The organism is Streptomyces diversicolor, assembly GCF_057537855.1.
The window spans coordinates 26,648-43,531 of record NZ_BAAJXA010000056.1 but is presented as its reverse complement, the minus strand read 5'-3'; the positions used below and the strand labels follow the sequence as shown (position 1 = coordinate 43,531).

The 16,884-nt window shown below is 67.9% G+C and carries 21 protein-coding genes; 4 read left to right on the top strand and 17 right to left on the bottom strand.

Going from position 1 to position 16,884, the window contains the following annotated elements; translation table 11 throughout:
- Positions 1 to 65: 65 nt before the first annotated feature.
- Genes AC27LF_RS40580 through AC27LF_RS40565 form a run of 4 tightly spaced genes read left to right on the top strand, consistent with a single transcriptional unit; the run spans position 66 to position 5,938 of the window.
- Positions 66 to 1,517: a glycosyltransferase family 2 protein gene (locus AC27LF_RS40580; protein ID WP_479657022.1), complete on the top strand. Its 1,452-nt coding sequence runs from the start codon at positions 66 to 68 to the stop codon at positions 1,515 to 1,517.
- A gap of 43 nt (positions 1,518 to 1,560) precedes the next feature.
- Positions 1,561 to 2,775 (top strand): glycoside hydrolase family 113, encoded by a 1,215-nt coding sequence (locus AC27LF_RS40575; protein ID WP_479657021.1) that lies wholly within the window; start codon positions 1,561 to 1,563, stop codon positions 2,773 to 2,775.
- Between the two features lie 14 nt (positions 2,776 to 2,789).
- The gene (gene manB, locus AC27LF_RS40570) at positions 2,790 to 3,890 is read left to right on the top strand and encodes a mannose-1-phosphate guanylyltransferase (protein WP_479657020.1); all 1,101 of its coding nucleotides are present in this window, start codon (positions 2,790 to 2,792) and stop codon (positions 3,888 to 3,890) included.
- Between the two features lie 20 nt (positions 3,891 to 3,910).
- Positions 3,911 to 5,938, top strand: a complete 2,028-nt coding sequence (locus tag AC27LF_RS40565) for an acyltransferase family protein (RefSeq protein WP_479657019.1) — start codon at positions 3,911 to 3,913, stop codon at positions 5,936 to 5,938.
- A 112-nt stretch (positions 5,939 to 6,050) separates the two neighbouring features.
- Here the strand turns inward: AC27LF_RS40565 and truA are convergent, their stop codons facing one another.
- The 17 genes from truA to AC27LF_RS40480 all read right to left on the bottom strand — a co-directional run bounded on the left by truA (position 6,051) and on the right by AC27LF_RS40480 (position 16,880).
- On the bottom strand, positions 6,051 to 6,896 hold the full coding sequence (truA, locus tag AC27LF_RS40560) for a tRNA pseudouridine(38-40) synthase TruA (protein WP_479657018.1): 846 nt from the start codon (positions 6,894 to 6,896) through the stop codon (positions 6,051 to 6,053).
- A gap of 161 nt (positions 6,897 to 7,057) precedes the next feature.
- A complete protein-coding gene (rplQ, locus tag AC27LF_RS40555) occupies positions 7,058 to 7,600 on the bottom strand; it encodes a 50S ribosomal protein L17 (protein ID WP_479657017.1) in 543 nt (180 codons plus the stop codon).
- A gap of 210 nt (positions 7,601 to 7,810) precedes the next feature.
- The gene (locus tag AC27LF_RS40550; protein ID WP_412494370.1) at positions 7,811 to 8,833 is read right to left on the bottom strand and encodes a DNA-directed RNA polymerase subunit alpha; all 1,023 of its coding nucleotides are present in this window, start codon (positions 8,831 to 8,833) and stop codon (positions 7,811 to 7,813) included.
- Positions 8,834 to 9,090: 257 nt separating this feature from the next.
- Positions 9,091 to 9,495 (bottom strand): 30S ribosomal protein S11, encoded by a 405-nt coding sequence (rpsK, locus tag AC27LF_RS40545; RefSeq protein ID WP_003956432.1) that lies wholly within the window; start codon positions 9,493 to 9,495, stop codon positions 9,091 to 9,093.
- Between the two features lie 65 nt (positions 9,496 to 9,560).
- The gene (gene rpsM / locus AC27LF_RS40540) at positions 9,561 to 9,941 is read right to left on the bottom strand and encodes a 30S ribosomal protein S13 (RefSeq protein WP_023547369.1); all 381 of its coding nucleotides are present in this window, start codon (positions 9,939 to 9,941) and stop codon (positions 9,561 to 9,563) included.
- Between the two features lie 188 nt (positions 9,942 to 10,129).
- Positions 10,130 to 10,243 (bottom strand): 50S ribosomal protein L36, encoded by a 114-nt coding sequence (rpmJ, locus tag AC27LF_RS40535; RefSeq protein WP_003998809.1) that lies wholly within the window; start codon positions 10,241 to 10,243, stop codon positions 10,130 to 10,132.
- 60 nt (positions 10,244 to 10,303) lie between these two features.
- A complete protein-coding gene (gene infA, locus AC27LF_RS40530; RefSeq protein WP_003948620.1) occupies positions 10,304 to 10,525 on the bottom strand; it encodes a translation initiation factor IF-1 in 222 nt (73 codons plus the stop codon).
- 151 nt (positions 10,526 to 10,676) lie between these two features.
- Positions 10,677 to 11,513: a type I methionyl aminopeptidase gene (map, locus tag AC27LF_RS40525; protein WP_479661894.1), complete on the bottom strand. Its 837-nt coding sequence runs from the start codon at positions 11,511 to 11,513 to the stop codon at positions 10,677 to 10,679.
- Positions 11,514 to 11,639: 126 nt separating this feature from the next.
- Positions 11,640 to 12,302 (bottom strand): adenylate kinase, encoded by a 663-nt coding sequence (locus AC27LF_RS40520; RefSeq protein WP_479661895.1) that lies wholly within the window; start codon positions 12,300 to 12,302, stop codon positions 11,640 to 11,642.
- A complete protein-coding gene (gene secY / locus AC27LF_RS40515) occupies positions 12,302 to 13,615 on the bottom strand; it encodes a preprotein translocase subunit SecY (protein WP_404029253.1) in 1,314 nt (437 codons plus the stop codon). Before secY ends, AC27LF_RS40520 begins: the two co-directional genes overlap by 1 nt.
- Positions 13,616 to 13,849: 234 nt before the next feature.
- Positions 13,850 to 14,305 carry a 50S ribosomal protein L15 gene (gene rplO / locus AC27LF_RS40510; protein WP_479661896.1) on the bottom strand — a complete coding sequence of 152 codons (456 nt, stop codon included), beginning with the start codon at positions 14,303 to 14,305 and terminating at the stop codon, positions 13,850 to 13,852.
- A 2-nt stretch (positions 14,306 to 14,307) separates the two neighbouring features.
- Entirely contained in the window at positions 14,308 to 14,490 is a 183-nt protein-coding gene (gene rpmD / locus AC27LF_RS40505) for a 50S ribosomal protein L30 (protein WP_003998814.1), read from the bottom strand.
- On the bottom strand, positions 14,490 to 15,095 hold the full coding sequence (gene rpsE / locus AC27LF_RS40500; protein WP_019753099.1) for a 30S ribosomal protein S5: 606 nt from the start codon (positions 15,093 to 15,095) through the stop codon (positions 14,490 to 14,492). The genes rpmD and rpsE overlap by 1 nt, the downstream gene beginning before the upstream one ends.
- 36 nt (positions 15,096 to 15,131) lie before the next feature.
- Positions 15,132 to 15,515, bottom strand: a complete 384-nt coding sequence (gene rplR, locus AC27LF_RS40495; protein WP_030601188.1) for a 50S ribosomal protein L18 — start codon at positions 15,513 to 15,515, stop codon at positions 15,132 to 15,134.
- A 3-nt stretch (positions 15,516 to 15,518) separates the two neighbouring features.
- Complete coding sequence (rplF, locus tag AC27LF_RS40490; protein ID WP_388702755.1) at positions 15,519 to 16,058, bottom strand: 50S ribosomal protein L6; 540 nt, start codon at positions 16,056 to 16,058, stop codon at positions 15,519 to 15,521.
- Between the two features lie 24 nt (positions 16,059 to 16,082).
- The gene (gene rpsH / locus AC27LF_RS40485; RefSeq protein WP_351354146.1) at positions 16,083 to 16,481 is read right to left on the bottom strand and encodes a 30S ribosomal protein S8; all 399 of its coding nucleotides are present in this window, start codon (positions 16,479 to 16,481) and stop codon (positions 16,083 to 16,085) included.
- 213 nt (positions 16,482 to 16,694) lie between these two features.
- Entirely contained in the window at positions 16,695 to 16,880 is a 186-nt protein-coding gene (locus AC27LF_RS40480) for a type Z 30S ribosomal protein S14 (RefSeq protein ID WP_003956452.1), read from the bottom strand.
- Between the last annotated feature and the right edge of the window lie 4 nt (positions 16,881 to 16,884).

The following is a 16,884-nucleotide window of genomic DNA, read 5'->3' as shown; positions in this document are numbered from 1 at the left end:
CGTAACGGAGATCCGTCGCTGCCTCAACGCGCCACCGATCTCACGGGAAGTCCTGTTGACCTGTCATGACGTCGACTCTGGTAGAGGGTGACCCTTCGTTCTCGCGTCAAGGCGCGAAGCTCGCGAAGCGTACGGCCGCCTGGAAGCCGGGTGTCCTGCCGTTCCTGCTGCCCTTTGTCCTGCTGGTCTTCTTCGGCCTGTGGAGCTACCGGCCCAGCTCCTCCCTGCTGAGCTGGATCCTCACCGTCGTGTGGTCCCTGCCCGTGGCCGGTGTGCTGGTCGGCATCCAGGGCGCCCTGCTGATCCGCCGCCGGGTCCGCCGCAGCGACCGGATGACCCCGCCCGCCCCGGCCGACCAGGACTTCCTGATCGTCCTGTGCCCGACCATCGGCCGCCACGACACCTACCCGGCGCTGGAACGTTCCGTCCTGTCCTATGTCGAGCACCTGCCGGACTGGTTCCCGTACATGCGGGTCGACATCCTCACCGAGGAGGGCTGCGAGGCGGCCGAGAAGATCGACCGGCTCGCCGACTCCCACCCGCTGATCCGGGTCATCACCGTCCCGAAGGACTACGTCCCGGCCAACGGCACCCGCTTCAAGGCCCGCGCCAACCACTACGCCCACGAGCTGCGCATCGCCGAAGGCGAAGCCCTCGACTACGTCTGGGTCCTCCACATGGACGACGACACGGGCGTCGGCCCCGACACCGCGACCTCGCTCGCCCAGTTCATCAACCGCCAGCGCCGCGCCCACCCCGACGAGGCCAAGCACATGGCGCAGGGCATCCTGACCTATCCGCGCGAGAACGCGGTCAGCCTCTTCACCTGGCTCGCCGACGCCGTACGCCCCGCCGACGACATCGCCCGCTTCCGCGCGCTGACCGGCATGGGCACCCCGGCGGCCGGGGTGCACGGCGAGTTGCTGGTGCTGCGCGCCTCCATCGAGGCGGAGATCGGCTGGGACTTCGGCCCCAAGGAGATCGTCGAGGACGCCCGGCTCGCGCTGACCTTCTGCCGCAAGTACCCCGGCCGCAGCGACTGGTTCAACGGCCGCTGCTACGGCGCCTCCCCCGCCAACGCGCGCGACTTCGTCAAGCAGCGCGAGCGGTGGGCCTGGGGCCTGGTCGCGCTCTGCTTCAACCGCCAGGTGCCGCTGCGCTACCGCTGGTTCCTGTCGGTCTGCGTGACCACCTGGATCCTCGGCCCGCTCCAGCACATCGGCGCCGTCCTGCTCCTCGGCTGGCTGATCAACGACATGAACACCTCGCCCGCCACCCAGTCCGTCGTCATTCTGTGGGCCCTGAACTTCGCCTACGTCATCTGGACCTACTGGGAGGGGCTGCGGCTGAACGCGCTCGCCTCGCTCAGCGGGCGGCGCAAGTGGTGGGAGCCGATCGTCGTGGTCGCGCTCATCCCCGTCTTCTCGGTGCTGGAAGGACTCGGCGGCCTGCGCGGCTTCCTGAAGTTCGCACGGCGCGAGGAGAACAAGTTCGTCGTGATCGCCAAGCCCGCCTGACCCTCGGCCAAGACGGAAGACTGAAGACAGAAGACACCTGACCATGCGCTCACGCCTGCCCCTGCTCGCCATCTTCCCGGTGACCGTCCTCACCGTCGTCCTGGGCACCCCCCTCCTCTTCGGCGACCACCCCGTGCGCTGGGAGGCGGGCTCGGCCCTGCCCAGGCTCGTCCTGGACGGCTCCCCCGAGAAATCGGACGCCCCCGGCCCGTCCGGGAAGCCCACGGACGCGACGAAGCCCTCCACTCTCCGGGTCGCCAAGCCCTGGAAGGCCGGCATGCCCCAGTGGGGCGTGCAGATCTACTGGGAGGAGGAGCCACAGAAACGTTCCGACGAGTTCATCGAGAAGCAGGCACACAAGCAGGCCGCGTACCTGGTCGGCCTCGGCGCCAACTCCGTGTCGATCTCCTTCCCCTTCTTCACCAAGAGCCCCACCTCCGACACCGTCGCGACCGGCGCCAAGACCCCCTCGCCCGAGCGCCTCCAGCGGGTCCTGCGGGTCTTCCAGAAGGCGGGCTTCCGCACCACGATCCGCCCGGTCATGGACGAGACCGCCCTCATCGGGACGGGCGACTGGCGCGGCAACATCGTCCCCGACTCGGACTCCGCCTGGTTCGCCTCGTACGCGAAGCTCCTCGCCCCCTATCTGAAGATCGCCGAGGCCGAGAAGGCGAACACCTTCGTGATCGCCACCGAGCTGAACTCCATGGAGGGCAAGCCGGGCTGGGACAACCTCGTCGCGTCCGCCGAGAAGACGTTCTCCGGTGAGATCTCCTACGACGCCAACTGGGACAACTACGTCTCCGGCCGGATCAACATGCCGGTCAACCACCTCGGCGTCGACGCCTACTTCCCCGTCAAGGTCCCGGACAGCGCCCCCGTGAAGACCCTGGTCGCCGGGTGGAACGACTGGCTCGACAAGAAGGCCACCGGACCCCTGCCGAAGATCACCGTCGCCGAGGCCGGCATCGGCGCGATGAAGGGCGCCTACCACGCCCCCGGCGACTTCTACGCCCGCAGGGCCGTCAACCCCAAGGTGCAGGCCAACTGGTACACGGCCGTCTGCAAGGTCGTCCAGGAGCGCCGGATGAGCGGCGTCTACTGGTGGTCGATCCACTTCGACGACGACCCCAACACCGCGCCGGACGACAAGACCGCCTCCCGGCTCGACTTCGCCGGCCGCCCCCTGACCGAGCGGGCCGTCAAGACCTGTTTCTCCTCGGGCTACGCGGGCCCCGGGACCGACACCGCCGACTGACCAGCGAGGCAACCATGCGAGAAGCCATCATCCTGGTGGGCGGCAAGGGAACCCGTCTGCGCCCCCTCACCAACCACACCCCGAAGCCGCTCCTCGGCGTCGCGGGCACCTCCTTCATCCGCCACCAGGTGGCCAAGCTGCTGGACGCGGGCGTCGAGCACCTGGTGTTCGCCACCTCCTACCTCGCCTCCCTCTTCGAGGACGAGTTCCGGGACTTCTCCGGCGGCCTGGAGATCTCCTACGCCGTCGAAGAGGTACCCCTGGGCACGGGCGGCGCGATCCGCAACGCCGGACAGCGGCTGCGCGGCGACTCACCCGACGCGCCGGTGCTGATCCTGAACGGCGACATCCTCTCCGGCGTCGACCTGCGCGACGTCGTACGGCGGCACGAGGCCCGGGACGCCGACGTGACCCTGCACCTCACCCGGGTCGCCGACCCCCGCGCCTTCGGCCTGGTGCCCACCGACGCCGACGGCCGGGTGCTGGCGTTCCTGGAGAAGCCGAAGACGCAGGAGGAGTGCGTCACCGACCAGATCAACGCCGGCTGCTACGTCTTCCGCCGCTCCGTTCTGGACGCCATCCCCGCCGACCGCGAGGTCTCGGTCGAGCAGGAGACCTTCCCGCAGCTCGTCGCCCGAGGCGCGCGCGTCCTCGGCCACACCACCGACGACTACTGGCGCGACCTCGGCACTCCCCTGGCCTTCGTGCAGGGCTCAGCCGACCTGGTCACGGGCCAGGCGGCCTCGCCGCTCGTCGGGCCGCCCGCCGAAGCCCTGATCCACCCCACGGCCACGATCGACCCCACCGCCCGCGTCACGGGCGGCTCCACGGTCGGCCCGCACGCCGTCGTCGGGGCCCACGCCGTCATCGACCGCTCCATCATCGGCGAGCGCGTCACCGTCGGCGAAGGCACCCGGATCCACGAGTCGGTCGTCGACCACGACTCCTCGATCGGCAGCCAGTCGTTCCTGCGCGAAGTCGTCGTGGGCTGCCACTCCCACGTCGGCGCGGACAACGAGCTGCCGGCCCAGCTGCGGCTGTCGTGCGGCATCCGCATTCCCGCCCAAGGGGTGCGCGTCAGCGGAACGGCTGCCGCCTGCCTGACGGCCCACTGACCACCTGCTACGGGAGAACCGTGACCCGCCACCGCTCAACGGCCGCGCAGGCAGAGCGCCTTCGCAAGTACCGGCCGGACATCCAGGGCCTGCGTGCCGTCGCCATCATGATGGTCGTCAGCATGCACTGCGGCATCCTCGACATCCACGGCGGCGTGGACGTCAGCTTCGTGCTCAGCGGCTTCCTCATCGGCAGCCAGCTGCTCGCCGAGATCGACAAGACGGGCAAGGTGTCCCTGACCAAGTTCTGGGCCCGCCGCTTCCGCCGCCTCGCACCCCCCATGGCCCTCACCATCGTCGGTACCGCGGTCATCGCCTGGCTCTACGCCAGCCCCCTGAAGTTCCGCGACTTCGTCGCCGACGGCCTCAGCGCCTCCCTGAGCTTCCTGAACTGGCGGCTGGTCGAGAACGGCACCGACTACTTCGCCAACGACGGCACCCAGTCCCCCTACCAGCACTTCTGGTCACTGGGCATCGAGGAGCAGTTCTATCTCGTCGCCCCGATCGTGCTGGTCGCCCTGGTCTGGCTCAGCCGCAAGATCCTGCGCAACCGCGCCCTGGTCGGCCTCGCCCTCCTCGCCGTGATCGCCGGCTCGTTCTACCTGGGCTGGTCGCAGACCCCCGTGAACCAGCCGCTCGCCTACTTCAGCACCCACACCCGGATCTGGGAGATCACCTCCGGCGTCCTGCTCGCCCTCCTCGCGCCGTTCGTCTCACGCATGAACACCACGCTGGCGGCCCTGGTCAGCTGGCTGGGACTCGGCACCATCCTGGTGACCTCGCTCCTGATCACCTCCGAGACCCCGCTGCCCGGCTACGCGGTGGCCGGGCCGGTACTCGGCGCCCTCCTGGTCATCGCCGGCGGCTGCGCCAACCCCGGCTTCGGCGCCGAACGCCTCCTGTTCAACCCGGTGTTCGACTTCATCGGCAACGTCAGCTACGGCTGGTACCTCTGGCACTGGCCGATCCTGGTGATGTGGCCGCACATCGTCGACCGGGAGTTCACCTTCCAGGAACGCATGCGGGTCGTCGTCCTGTCGTTCCTCATCGCCACCGCCATGCACTACCTCGTGGAACGCCGGTTCAAGAACAACGTGCAACTGGTGGCCCGCCCCTGGAAGGGCGTCCTCGCCGGCGGCTTCACCACCGCCGGCACCGCGGGGGCGATGGTGCTCGCCGCGATCGTGCCGCTGAACCTGGCCACCGCACCCGGCTCGGCCCGGCCGGCCCCCGGATTCACCAGCACGGCGTCCGTCGAGAAGGCCGTCCACCAGCGGAAACTGTCCGCCAGGGTGCAGAGCACCTTGCTGAAGGCGACCGACAACCACGCCTCCAAGGGCTGCATCGACAACACCGAGATCACCAAGTTCGTGATGCGGGACGGCTGCGTCATCGGCGACCGCGGCAGCAAGAAGACCGTGGTCCTCATGGGGGACTCCCACGCCTGGCAGTGGAACGACCTCTACGACGAACTCGGCCGCGAACTGAACGTCAAGGTGGTCACCATGGCCAAGGGCGGCTGCTCGCCGCAGATCTACCACATCGCCAGCCCCACCCTGGGCCGCGAGTACCGGGAGTGCGACAGCTGGCGTGACTCCGCCTTCGCCGAGCTGAAGAAGCTCAAGCCCGACGTCCTGATCATCGCCGACCGCGCCCGGCAGGAAGCCACCCGCGACGGCGCGGAGGCCGCGTTCAAGGTGTTCGAGAAGACCGGCGCCCGCCTCGTCTACATGACCGACACCCCGCAGCCGGGCCAGAACGTCCCCGACTGCCTGGCCACCCACACCGACGACATCACCCCCTGCAACCGCAAGCAGTGGCAGGCCCTCGAATACACCGAATTCCGCGCCATGGAGCGAAAGGTGGCCGAGGAGCACGGCGCCGAGATCATCGACACCACGCCGGCCTTCTGCTCGCTGGACGTCTGCCCCTCCGTGATCGGCGATCAGCTCGTCTACTACGACAACAGCCACATCACCTCGGGCTACTCCAAGTCGCTCAAGCCCTTCCTCAAGCCCGCCCTGGAAGGCATCCTCAGCGACGCGTAAGCGCTCCGCCGGCTGGACCGCGTTGTGCCGTCGGTCGTCTGCGGCTCCGTTGTGGCTGGCCGCGCAGTTCCCCGCGCCCCTTCGGGGCGCCGTCGAACCGCAGCGGACGCTCTCAGTGCACCGTGCCCCGCACCCGCCGGGCCTGCCGCTGCCGCTCCGCGAGCAGCCCGTCCGCCGGATAGCCGACCTCCTCCAGGGTCAGCCCGTGCGGGCGCACGACATGGACGGCGCTGTCGCGGACCCGGGCGTCCAGGACCCGCCGCGGCCAGTCCACGTCACGGTGCCCGTCGCCCACGAACAGCAGGGCACCCACCATGGACCGCACCTGGTTGTGGCAGAAGGCGTCCGCCCGTACCTCGATCTCCACGACGCCGTCCGACCGCCGGCGCACCCCGAAGTCAAGGATCTCGCGGACCGTCGTCGCCCCCTCGCGCCGCTTCGCGTACGCCGCGAAGTCGTGCTCGCCGATCAGGGACTTCGCCGCCGCGTCCATCGCCGTGACGTCCAGCGCCCAGTCGTGCCAGAGCACATGGCCGCGCAGCAGCGGATCCACTCCGCCGGGCCGGTCCCCGACCCGGTACACATAGCGCCGCCACAGTGCGGCGAACCGCGCGTCGAACCCGGCCGGAGCCTCGGTGAGCGCCCACACCCGCACATCCTTCGGCAGCCGCCCGGCGAGCCGCTTCAGCAGCTTCTCCCGGTGCTCGGCCCACAGCCCCGCGGGCAGGTCCACATGGGCCACCTGGCCGCGCGCGTGCACCCCGGCGTCCGTCCGCCCGGCCACGGTCAGCTCGTACGTCCGCTCCCCGGACCGCGTGACCGTCCGCAGCGCGTCCTCGATCTCCCCCTGCACGGTCCTGCGCCCGCCGGCCTGCTTGGCCCACCCGGAGAATTCGGTGCCGTCGTAGGACAGATCGAGGCGCACCCGTACCTGACCGTGCTGTACTTCGTCACTCACAAACAGATCCTCACACAGGGTGTGCACGGTCGTTCAACGCGAAGGCGGGCCCGCCCCTTGAAGGGAACGGGCCCGCTCACACGCCCCGAAGGGGCGCGGGGAACTGCGCGACCAGCCACGAGGAAGCCGCGGCCGCCAGCCGGACAGCACCCCGCAGACGCTTACGCGTCCTTGGCCTCTGCGGCGCCAGCCTCGGCCGTGTCCTCAGCCTCGTCGGCCTTGGTCACGTCGACCTTGGTCTCCTCGGCCTTGGTCTCCTCGGCCTTGACCTCGGCAACAGCCTCGGCGTCCTTGGCGGCACGCTTCGTCGCGGCCTCGGCCTCACCGGTCGCCTGCTGGGCGACGGTCAGCGCCTCCACCAGCTCGATGACGGCCATGGGCGCGTTGTCGCCACGGCGGTTACCGATCTTGGTGATGCGGGTGTAGCCACCGGGACGGTTCTCGTAGCGCGGGCCGATCTCGGTGAAGAGCGTGTGGACGATGCCCTTGTCCGTGATGACCTGGAGCACCTGGCGACGGTTGTGCAGGTCGCCCTTCTTCGCCTTGGTGATCAGACGCTCGGCGTACGGGCGCAGCCGACGGGCCTTCGCCTCGGTGGTGGTGATACGGCCGTGCTCGAAGAGGCTCTTCGCGAGGTTGGCGAGGAGCAGCTTCTCGTGCGCGGCACTGCCGCCCAGACGGGCACCCTTGGTGGGCTTCGGCATTCTTCTTCTCCTGTATGTCTGCCCCGGCCGTACCAGGTACCGGGGTCAGTATCTGAGCAGACGGTTGTCTGTCAGAGATCCGGACGACAGCCCCGAAGGGGCGTGTCGTCCGGAAGGGGCGCGGGGCTGTATCGATATGCGGCTCCGCCGCGCGGGCGCGATCAAGCACAGCGCACCCGCACCCGACATCGGACCGGCAGTCCCGAGTTCTCAGTACTGCTCGGTTTCCACGAAGCCGGCATCCGCGTCGTCGTCCGCGCCGAAGGCATCCGCCGCGGCCGTCGGGTCGAATCCGGGCGGGCTGTCCTTCAGGGCCAGGCCCATGCCGGCCAGCTTCGCCTTGACCTCGTCGATGGACTTCGCACCGAAGTTGCGGATGTCCAGCAGGTCGGCCTCGGAGCGAGCGACCAGCTCACCCACGGAGTGGATGCCCTCACGCTTGAGGCAGTTGTAGGAGCGGACGGTCAGCTCCAGCTCCTCGATCGGCAGCGCGAGGTCCGCGGCCAGCGCGGCGTCCGTCGGGGACGGACCCATGTCGATGCCCTCGGCGTCGATGTTCAGCTCACGGGCCAGACCGAACAGCTCCACCAGCGTCTTGCCCGCCGACGCCATCGCGTCACGGGGACGCATGGCCTGCTTGGTCTCGACATCGACGACCAGCTTGTCGAAGTCGGTGCGCTGCTCGACACGCGTGGCCTCGACCTTGTACGTGACCTTGAGCACCGGCGAGTAGATCGAGTCGACCGGAATACGGCCGATCTCCTGACCCACCTGCTTGTTCTGCACGGCGGAGACATAGCCGCGACCGCGCTCGACGGTCAGCTCCATCTCCAGCTTGCCCTTGCCGTTGAGCGTGGCCAGCACCAGGTCGGGGTTGTGCACCTCGACACCGGCCGGAGGCGCGATGTCGGCGGCGGTGACCAGACCCGGACCCTGCTTGCGCAGGTACATCACGACCGGCTCGTCGTGCTCCGAGGAGACGACCAGCTGCTTGATGTTGAGGATCAGGTCGGTGACGTCCTCCTTCACGCCCGGCACGGTGGTGAACTCGTGCAGGACACCGTCGATGCGGATGCTGGTGACAGCAGCGCCGGGGATCGACGACAGGAGAGTGCGACGGAGAGAGTTGCCGAGGGTGTAGCCGAAGCCCGGCTCCAGCGGCTCGATCACGAACCGGGAGCGGAACTCGTCGACGACCTCTTCGGTCAACGAGGGACGCTGAGCGATCAGCATGTGTGGATCAGATCCTTCTTTCGTGGACGCCCGCTATTTGACGTCCGACGGAAACCGCACCCGTGAAAAGTGCGGGTACTGCAAGGGTACGGGCGGCACGACCGTATGGAGCCGTACCGCCCGGCTGTTGCCTGTGGGGGACAACCCCCACACCCCCGGCACAAAAGCCCGGAGGCACAGCAAGCCCTTGAAGCGCCGATGTCAGACGCGGCGGCGCGGGTCACCCCCGCTCGCGCGGGGAAGCCGCCGCGACGGGGTCAGACGCGGCGGCGCTTCGGCGGGCGGCAGCCGTTGTGCGGGGTCGGCGTGACGTCCTGGATGGAGCCGACCTCAAGGCCCGTGGCCTGCAGGGAGCGGATCGCGGTCTCGCGACCGGAACCCGGGCCCTTCACGAACACGTCGACCTTGCGCATGCCGTGCTCCTGGGCGCGGCGGGCGGCCGACTCGGCGGCCATCTGCGCGGCGAACGGCGTGGACTTCCGGGAGCCCTTGAAGCCGACATGGCCGGCGGAGGCCCAGGAGATCACATTGCCGGACGGGTCCGTGATCGAAACGATCGTGTTGTTGAACGTGCTCTTGATGTGCGCGTGGCCGTGAGCGACGTTCTTCTTTTCCTTGCGGCGCACCTTCTTGGCAGCGCCCTGACGTCCCTTGGGGGGCATCCTCTAACTCCTACGGGAGGTGGTCGGTCCTACAGCGAAGACCGTGGACAGGTGTCCGCTGCGGACTACTTCTTGCCCGGCTTCTTCTTGCCGGCGATGGCGCGACGCGGGCCCTTGCGGGTGCGGGCGTTGGTGCTGGTGCGCTGACCGCGGACGGGCAGACCGCGACGGTGACGGAGACCCTGGTAGCAGCCGATCTCCACCTTGCGGCGGATGTCGGCCTGAATCTCACGACGGAGGTCACCCTCGGTCTTGATGTTGTTGTCGACGTACTCGCGGATCGCGACCAGCTGCTCCTCGGTCAGGTCGCGAACGCGGGTGTTCGGGTCGACGCCGGTCGCTGCCAGCGTCTCCTTCGAAAGGGTCCGGCCGATGCCGAACACGTAGGTGAGGGCGACCTCCACGCGCTTTTCGCGCGGGATGTCAACACCGGAAACGCGTGCCATTCAATGGCTCCAGTTACTTGTCGGAGGTCTTCCACAGGACCGGATCCCAGCCGCCGTACCAGGTACGAACTGGGTCCCCGGCCTCCGAGCCGGGGGTATCGGAACCGAAGACGGCTCCGGGCCCTGCGTATGAACAATTCAGCTTGCGTCGCGCGAAGTCCTGCGTGATGCAGAGGTGCGGTCCTGTGTCAGCCCTGGCGCTGCTTGTGGCGCGGGTTCTCGCAGATGACCATGACCCGGCCGTGACGGCGGATCACCCTGCACTTGTCGCAGATCTTCTTGACGCTCGGCTTGACCTTCATGGGATGTGAGGTTCTCCGGGTCAGTGCCATCACCCCGGCGGGCCGGGGCGCGGGCAAGATCTACTTGTAGCGGTAGACGATCCGGCCACGCGTCAGGTCGTACGGAGACAGCTCCACCACGACCCGGTCGTCAGGGAGGATGCGGATGTAGTGCATACGCATCTTGCCGCTGATGTGTGCCAGGACCTGGTGGCCGTTCTGGAGCTCGACCTTGAACATGGCGTTCGGAAGAGACTCGACGACAGTGCCCTCGATCTCGATGGCACCTTGCTTCTTGGCCACGCTTCGCCCTTCGAATCGACTACCTTGATCGACTCCCTCGCGTCCCTTGCGGGCACATGCGGACATGCGGATGCACGAGAGCCGACGAGTCAGTCTACGTCAGCGCCCCCGGAAAGACGAATCGGGGAAGTCTGCCCCACACCGGAGATCGTTAAGCGAGCGGGTCGGGGGCGGCCGTGATGCCGTGCTCCGCCAGCTTGGCCCGGCCGCCGTCCGGGGCGGTCAGCACCAGCGGCCCCTGCTCGGTCAGCGCGACGGAGTGCTCCCAGTGGGAGGACCAGGTGCCGTCGGTGGTGATGACCGTCCAGTTGTCCTGGAGCACCTCGGTCTTCGCGGTGCCCAGGGAGACCATAGGCTCGATGGCCAGGCAGAAGCCGGGGACCAGCTTGGGGCCCTTGCCGCGCTTGCGGTCGACGTAGTTCAGCAGGTGCGGGTCCATGTGCATCTCGGTGCCGATGCCGTGGCCGCCGTAGTCCTCGATGATCCCGTAGCGGCCGCCGCCGGGCTTGGGCTGGCGGCGGATGTAGGTCTCGATGGCCCGGGAGACGTCGACGAGCCGGTTGCCCTGTCGCATCGCCGCGATCCCGGCCCACATCGACTCCTCGGTCACCCGGGACAGCTCGACCAGTTCCGGGGCGTGACCGGAGCCCACGAAGGCCGTGTAGGCGGCGTCGCCGTGCCAGCCGTCCACGATCGCGCCGCAGTCGATGGAGATGATGTCGCCGTCCTTGAGGACGACCTCCTCGGAGGGGATGCCATGGACGACGACCTCGTTGACCGAGGTGCAGATGGTGGCCGGGAAGCCGCCGTACCCGAGGAAGTTCGGCGTGGCGTTGTGCTCGGCGAGCACCTTGCGTGCCACCTCGTCCAGGTCCTTGGTGCTGGCGCCGGGCACGGCGGCCTCCCGGGTGGCCGCGTGGATCGCGGCGACGACCAGCCCCGCCGCACGCATCCTGGCGATCTGCTCGGGGGTCTTGATCTGCACCATGGGGGGCCTGCGCTCTCCGTCACTCGCGACAACCGGTTACTGCACAACACTACGGCCGCGGCGCCCTTGGGGTCCCCCCGGATCGGGTCCGGGGGAGGGCACCGCGGCCGGAACGGCCCGAGGGGGCTACTTGGCGGCCTCGTCCCGCTTGAGCGCTTCCAGCGCCCGGCGGGTGATCTCGTCCACCGGGCCCAGGGCGGAGATCGTCACGACCAGGCCCTGCGCCTTGTAGTAGTCGATGATCGGCTCGGTCTGTGTGTGGTAGACCTCAAGCCGCTTGCGGACGGTGTCCTCCGAGTCGTCGTCACGCTGGTACAGCTCGCCGCCGCAGACGTCGCAGACGCCCTCCTTCTTCGGCGGGCTGTAGGTGACGTGGAAGACGTGCTCCGACTTGTTGCGGCAGGTACGCCGGCCGGCGATCCGCTTGACCACCTCGTCCTCGGGGACTTCGAGGTCGAGCACCGCGTCCAGCGTGACGTTCTCGTTCTCCAGCAGTTCGTCCAGCGCCTCGGCCTGGGAGACGTTGCGCGGGAAGCCGTCCAGCAGGAAGCCGTTCTCGGCGTCCTGCTGCTCCATGCGGTCCTTGGCCATCGCGATGGTGACCTCGTCGGGGACGAGGTTGCCGGCGTCCATGTAGGACTTCGCGAGTTTCCCCAGCTCCGTCTGCTGGCTGATGTTGGCCCGGAACAGGTCGCCCGTGGAGATGTGCGGGATGCGCAGTTCTTCGGAAAGACGCACGGCCTGCGTTCCCTTACCGGCACCCGGCGGCCCGACGAGGACGATTCGCATCAGCGGAGGAACCCTTCGTAATTGCGCTGCTGGAGCTGGCTCTCGATCTGCTTCACCGTTTCGAGACCGACACCCACGATGATCAGGATGCTGGTGCCACCGAAGGGGAAGTTCTGGCTTGCCCCGAAGCCGACCAACGCCATCGTCGGTACGAGAGCGATCAGGCCCAGATACAGCGAACCCGGCCAGGTGATCCGGTTGAGCACGTACGACAGGTACTCAGCGGTCGGTCGGCCAGCCCGGATGCCCGGGATGAAGCCACCATACTTCTTCATGTTGTCGGCGACTTCCTCGGGGTTGAAGGAGATCGCCACGTAGAAGAACGCGAAGAAAACGATCAGCAAGAAGTAGAGGGTGATGTAGATCGGGTGGTCGCCCTTGGTCAGGTTCGCGGTGACCCACTGTTTCCAGCCGGAGTTGCCGCCGGCGAACTGGGCGATCAGGGCCGGGATGTAGAGCAGCGAGGACGCGAAGATGACGGGGATCACACCCGCCTGGTTGACCTTCAGCGGAATGTACGTGGACGTACCGCCGTAGGAGCGACGGCCGATCATGCGCTTCGCGTACTGCACGGGGATGCGGCGCTGGGCCTGCTCGACGAAGACGACGAGCGCGACCATGACCAGGCCGACCGCGATGACGGTGCCGAACTCGATCCAGCCGTCGGCGAGGGTGCCCTGCTTCTTGATCGCCCACAGCGCGGACGGGAAGGTCGCGGCGATCGAGATGAACATCAGGATCGACATGCCGTTGCCGATGCCGCGGTCGGTGACCAGCTCGCCCAGCCACATGACGACGGCCGTACCCGCGGTCATGCAGATGACCATCGTGATGGTGGTGAAGATCGCCTGGTCGGGGACGATGCTCGACGCGACGGTGCAGCCCGAGAAGAGGGCGCCGCTGCGGGCGGTGGCCACCAGGCCGGTGCCCTGCAGGATGGCCAGCGCCACCGTCAGGTAACGGGTGTACTGGGTGATCTTCGCCGTACCGGCCTGGCCCTCCTTCTTGAGGGCTTCCAGGCGCGGGATGACCACGGTCAGCAGCTGCAGGATGATGCTCGCCGTGATGTACGGCATGATGCCGAGGGCGAAGACGGTGATCTGCAGCAGCGCGCCGCCGCTGAACATGTTGACGAGACCGAAGAGGCCCTGGTTGCCGGATGCCTCGTTCACGCACTGCTGGACGGCTTGGTAGTTGACGCCGGGGATCGGGATGTGGGTACCGACCCGGTAGACCACGATGATGCCCAGCGTGAAGAGCAGCTTCTTGCGCAGGTCGGGCGTCTTGAACGCCCGGGCGAACGCGGTGAGCACGGTGCCTCCTGCGACCCCCGCGCAACTGCGTCAAGGGTGACGGTCTTGAGGTTCGACGAATACGTAACGGTCAACTGCCGATCAGAGTGCCCCATGGGAAGCACCCAGTGAAAGTGGGCAGTGCAGGCAACCTTACCGGCGACACCGCCCCCCTTGGAACGACCAACCGGGGATACCCCATTTGTGGAGCATCCCCGGTCGGGATCGTTCAGGTCATCGAGACGTCCGATTGGGTCAGACGAGCTCGGTGACGGTGCCGCCGGCGGCGGTGATCTTCTCCTTGGCGGAGCCGGAGACGGCGTCGACCGTCACCTGCAGCGCCACGGAGACCTCACCCTGCCCGAGCACCTTGACGAGGCTGTTCTTGCGAACGGCGCCCTTGGCCACCAGGTCCTCGACCGTGACCTCGCCACCCTCGGGGTAGAGCGCGGCCAGCTTGTCGAGGTTCACGACCTGGTACTCGGTCTTGAACGGGTTCTTGAAGCCCTTCAGCTTCGGCAGGCGCATGTGCAGCGGCATCTGGCCGCCCTCGAAGCGCTCCGGAACCTGGTAGCGGGCCTTGGTGCCCTTGGTACCACGACCGGCCGTCTTACCCTTCGACGCCTCACCACGACCGACACGGGTCTTGGCGGTCTTGGCGCCCGGGGCGGGACGGAGGTTGTGGATCTTGAGCGGGTTCTGCTCCGCCATGATCAGTCGACCTCCTCGACCGTCACGAGGTGGCGGACGGTGTGCACCATGCCGCGGAACTCGGGACGGTCCTCCTTGACGACCACGGTGTTGATCCCCTTGAGACCAAGCGACCGCAGGGTGTCACGGTGGTTCTGCTTGCTGCCGATGTAGGACTTGACCTGCGTGATCTTCAGCTGAGCCATCACGCACCCGCCCCGGCACGCGCACGCAGCAGGGCCGCGGGGGCCACGTCCTCCAGGGGCAGACCGCGGCGGGCCGCGATCTCCTCGGGACGCTGCAGGCCCTTCAGGGCCTCCACGGTCGCGTGCACGATGTTGATCGCGTTGTCGGAGCCGAGCGACTTCGACAGCACGTCGTGGATGCCGGCGCACTCCAGGACGGCACGCACGGGACCACCGGCGATCACACCGGTACCCGGCGAGGCCGGCTTGAGGAGCACGACACCGGCGGCCTTCTCACCCTGGATGGGGTGCGGGATGGTGCCCTGGATCCGGGGGACCTTGAAGAAGTGCTTCTTGGCCTCCTCGACACCCTTGGCGATGGCGGCCGGCACCTCCTTGGCCTTGCCGTATCCGACACCGACGGTGCCGTCACCGTCGCCCACCACGACCAGCGCGGTGAAGCTGAAGCGACGACCACCCTTCACAACCTTGGCGACGCGGTTGATCGCGACGACGCGCTCGACGTACGCGGTCTTCTCGGCGGCAGCAGCGCCGCCGTCACGGCCCTTCCGGTCCCGCCGCTCGCCGCCACCGGCACCGCTTCCGCGGCGCTGGGGTCCAGCCATTGGATTACCTCTCTCTTTCCGCTAGCTACAAGCGGCTCAGAACTTGAGCCCGGCTTCGCGGGCGGCGTCCGCCAGGGCGGCGATGCGCCCGGCGTACTGGTTGCCACCACGGTCGAACACGACGGCCTCGACACCGGCGGCCTTGGCACGCTCGGCGACGAGCGCGCCGACCTGCTTGGCCTGCGCCGACTTGTCGCCCTCGGCACCACGGATCGACGCGTCCAGGGTGGACGCCGACGCCAGGGTGTGGCCCTTGAGGTCGTCGATCACCTGCGCCACGATGTGACGGTTGGAGCGGGTCACGACCAGACGGGGGCGCTCCGCCGTGCCCGCGATCCGCTTGCGGATCCGGATGTGACGGCGCTTGATCGCGGCGCGCTTGTAGGCGTCGCCCTTGAGGATCTTCTGCCCGTATGCCATGGCTTACTTACCCGCCTTTCCGACCTTGCGGCGGATGACTTCGCCCTCGTACTTGACGCCCTTGGCCTTGTACGGGTCCGGCTTGCGCAGCTTGCGGATGTTGGCCGCGACCTCGCCGACCTTCTGCTTGTCGATGCCCTCGACCGAGAAACGGGTCGGGGCCTCCACCTTGAAGGTGATGCCCTCGGGGGCCTCGACCAGGATCGGGTGGCTGTAGCCGAGGGCGAACTCCAGGTTCGAGCCCTTGGCGGTCACGCGGTAACCGACACCGCTGATTTCGAGCTTCTTCACGTAACCCTGGGTCACGCCGGTGATCATGTTCGCCACCAGCGTGCGGGACAGGCCGTGCAGGGCCTTGTTCTGACGCTCGTCGTTCGGGCGGGTCACCTGCAGGGTGCCGTCCTCGCCCTTGGCGACCTCGATCGGCGCCGCGACGGTGTGGGTCAGCGAGCCCTTGGGGCCCTTGACCGAGACCGTACGGCCGTCGATGGTGACGTCCACGCCGGCGGGAACCGCGATGGGGAGCTTGCCGATGCGCGACATAGCTGTTTCCTCCGTTCCCTTCTGCTACCAGACGTAGGCGAGGACTTCCCCACCCACGCCCTTCTTGCCGGCCTGCTTGTCGGTGAGGAGCCCGTGCGACGTGGAGATGATCGCCACGCCCAGGCCGCCGAGCACCTTCGGCAGGTTGGTGGACTTCGCGTACACCCGGAGACCGGGCTTGGAGATCCGCTTGATGCCCGCGATGGAGCGCTCACGGTTGGGGCCGAACTTCAGCTCCAGGACGAGGGACTTGCCGACCTCGGCGTCCTCGACCTTCCAGCCCGTGATGAAGCCCTCCTGCTGGAGGATCTCCGCGATGTGCGACTTGATCTTCGAGTGCGGCATCGCCACGGAGTCGTGGTACGCCGAGTTCGCGTTCCGCAGACGCGTCAGCATGTCTGCGATCGGATCAGTCATGGTCATGAATTGGCCTGTGGCCTTTCTCGCCGGGGTTTCCTATATGCGCCATCCCTCTCCCCGTACTACGAGACGGGACGGGTGCGGCGCGGGGACCTACGGCGTAGTAAGTGATCCAGGGCGGCGAAGGCCCAACCCTCCCAGCCTAAGCCATGGAGGGGGCGGGCCTTCGCCGACCCAGTTGCTTACCGAGAGGTCCAGGAATCCCTAAAGGAGGGATTACCAGGAGCTCTTGGTCACGCCCGGCAGCTCGCCGCGGTGAGCCATCTCACGAAGGCACACGCGGCACAGGCCGAACTTGCGGTAGACGGAGTGCGGACGGCCGCAGCGCTGGCAGCGGGTGTACGCGCGCACACCGAACTTGGGCTTGCGAGCAGCCTTGGCAATCAGAGCCTTCTTCGCCATCTCG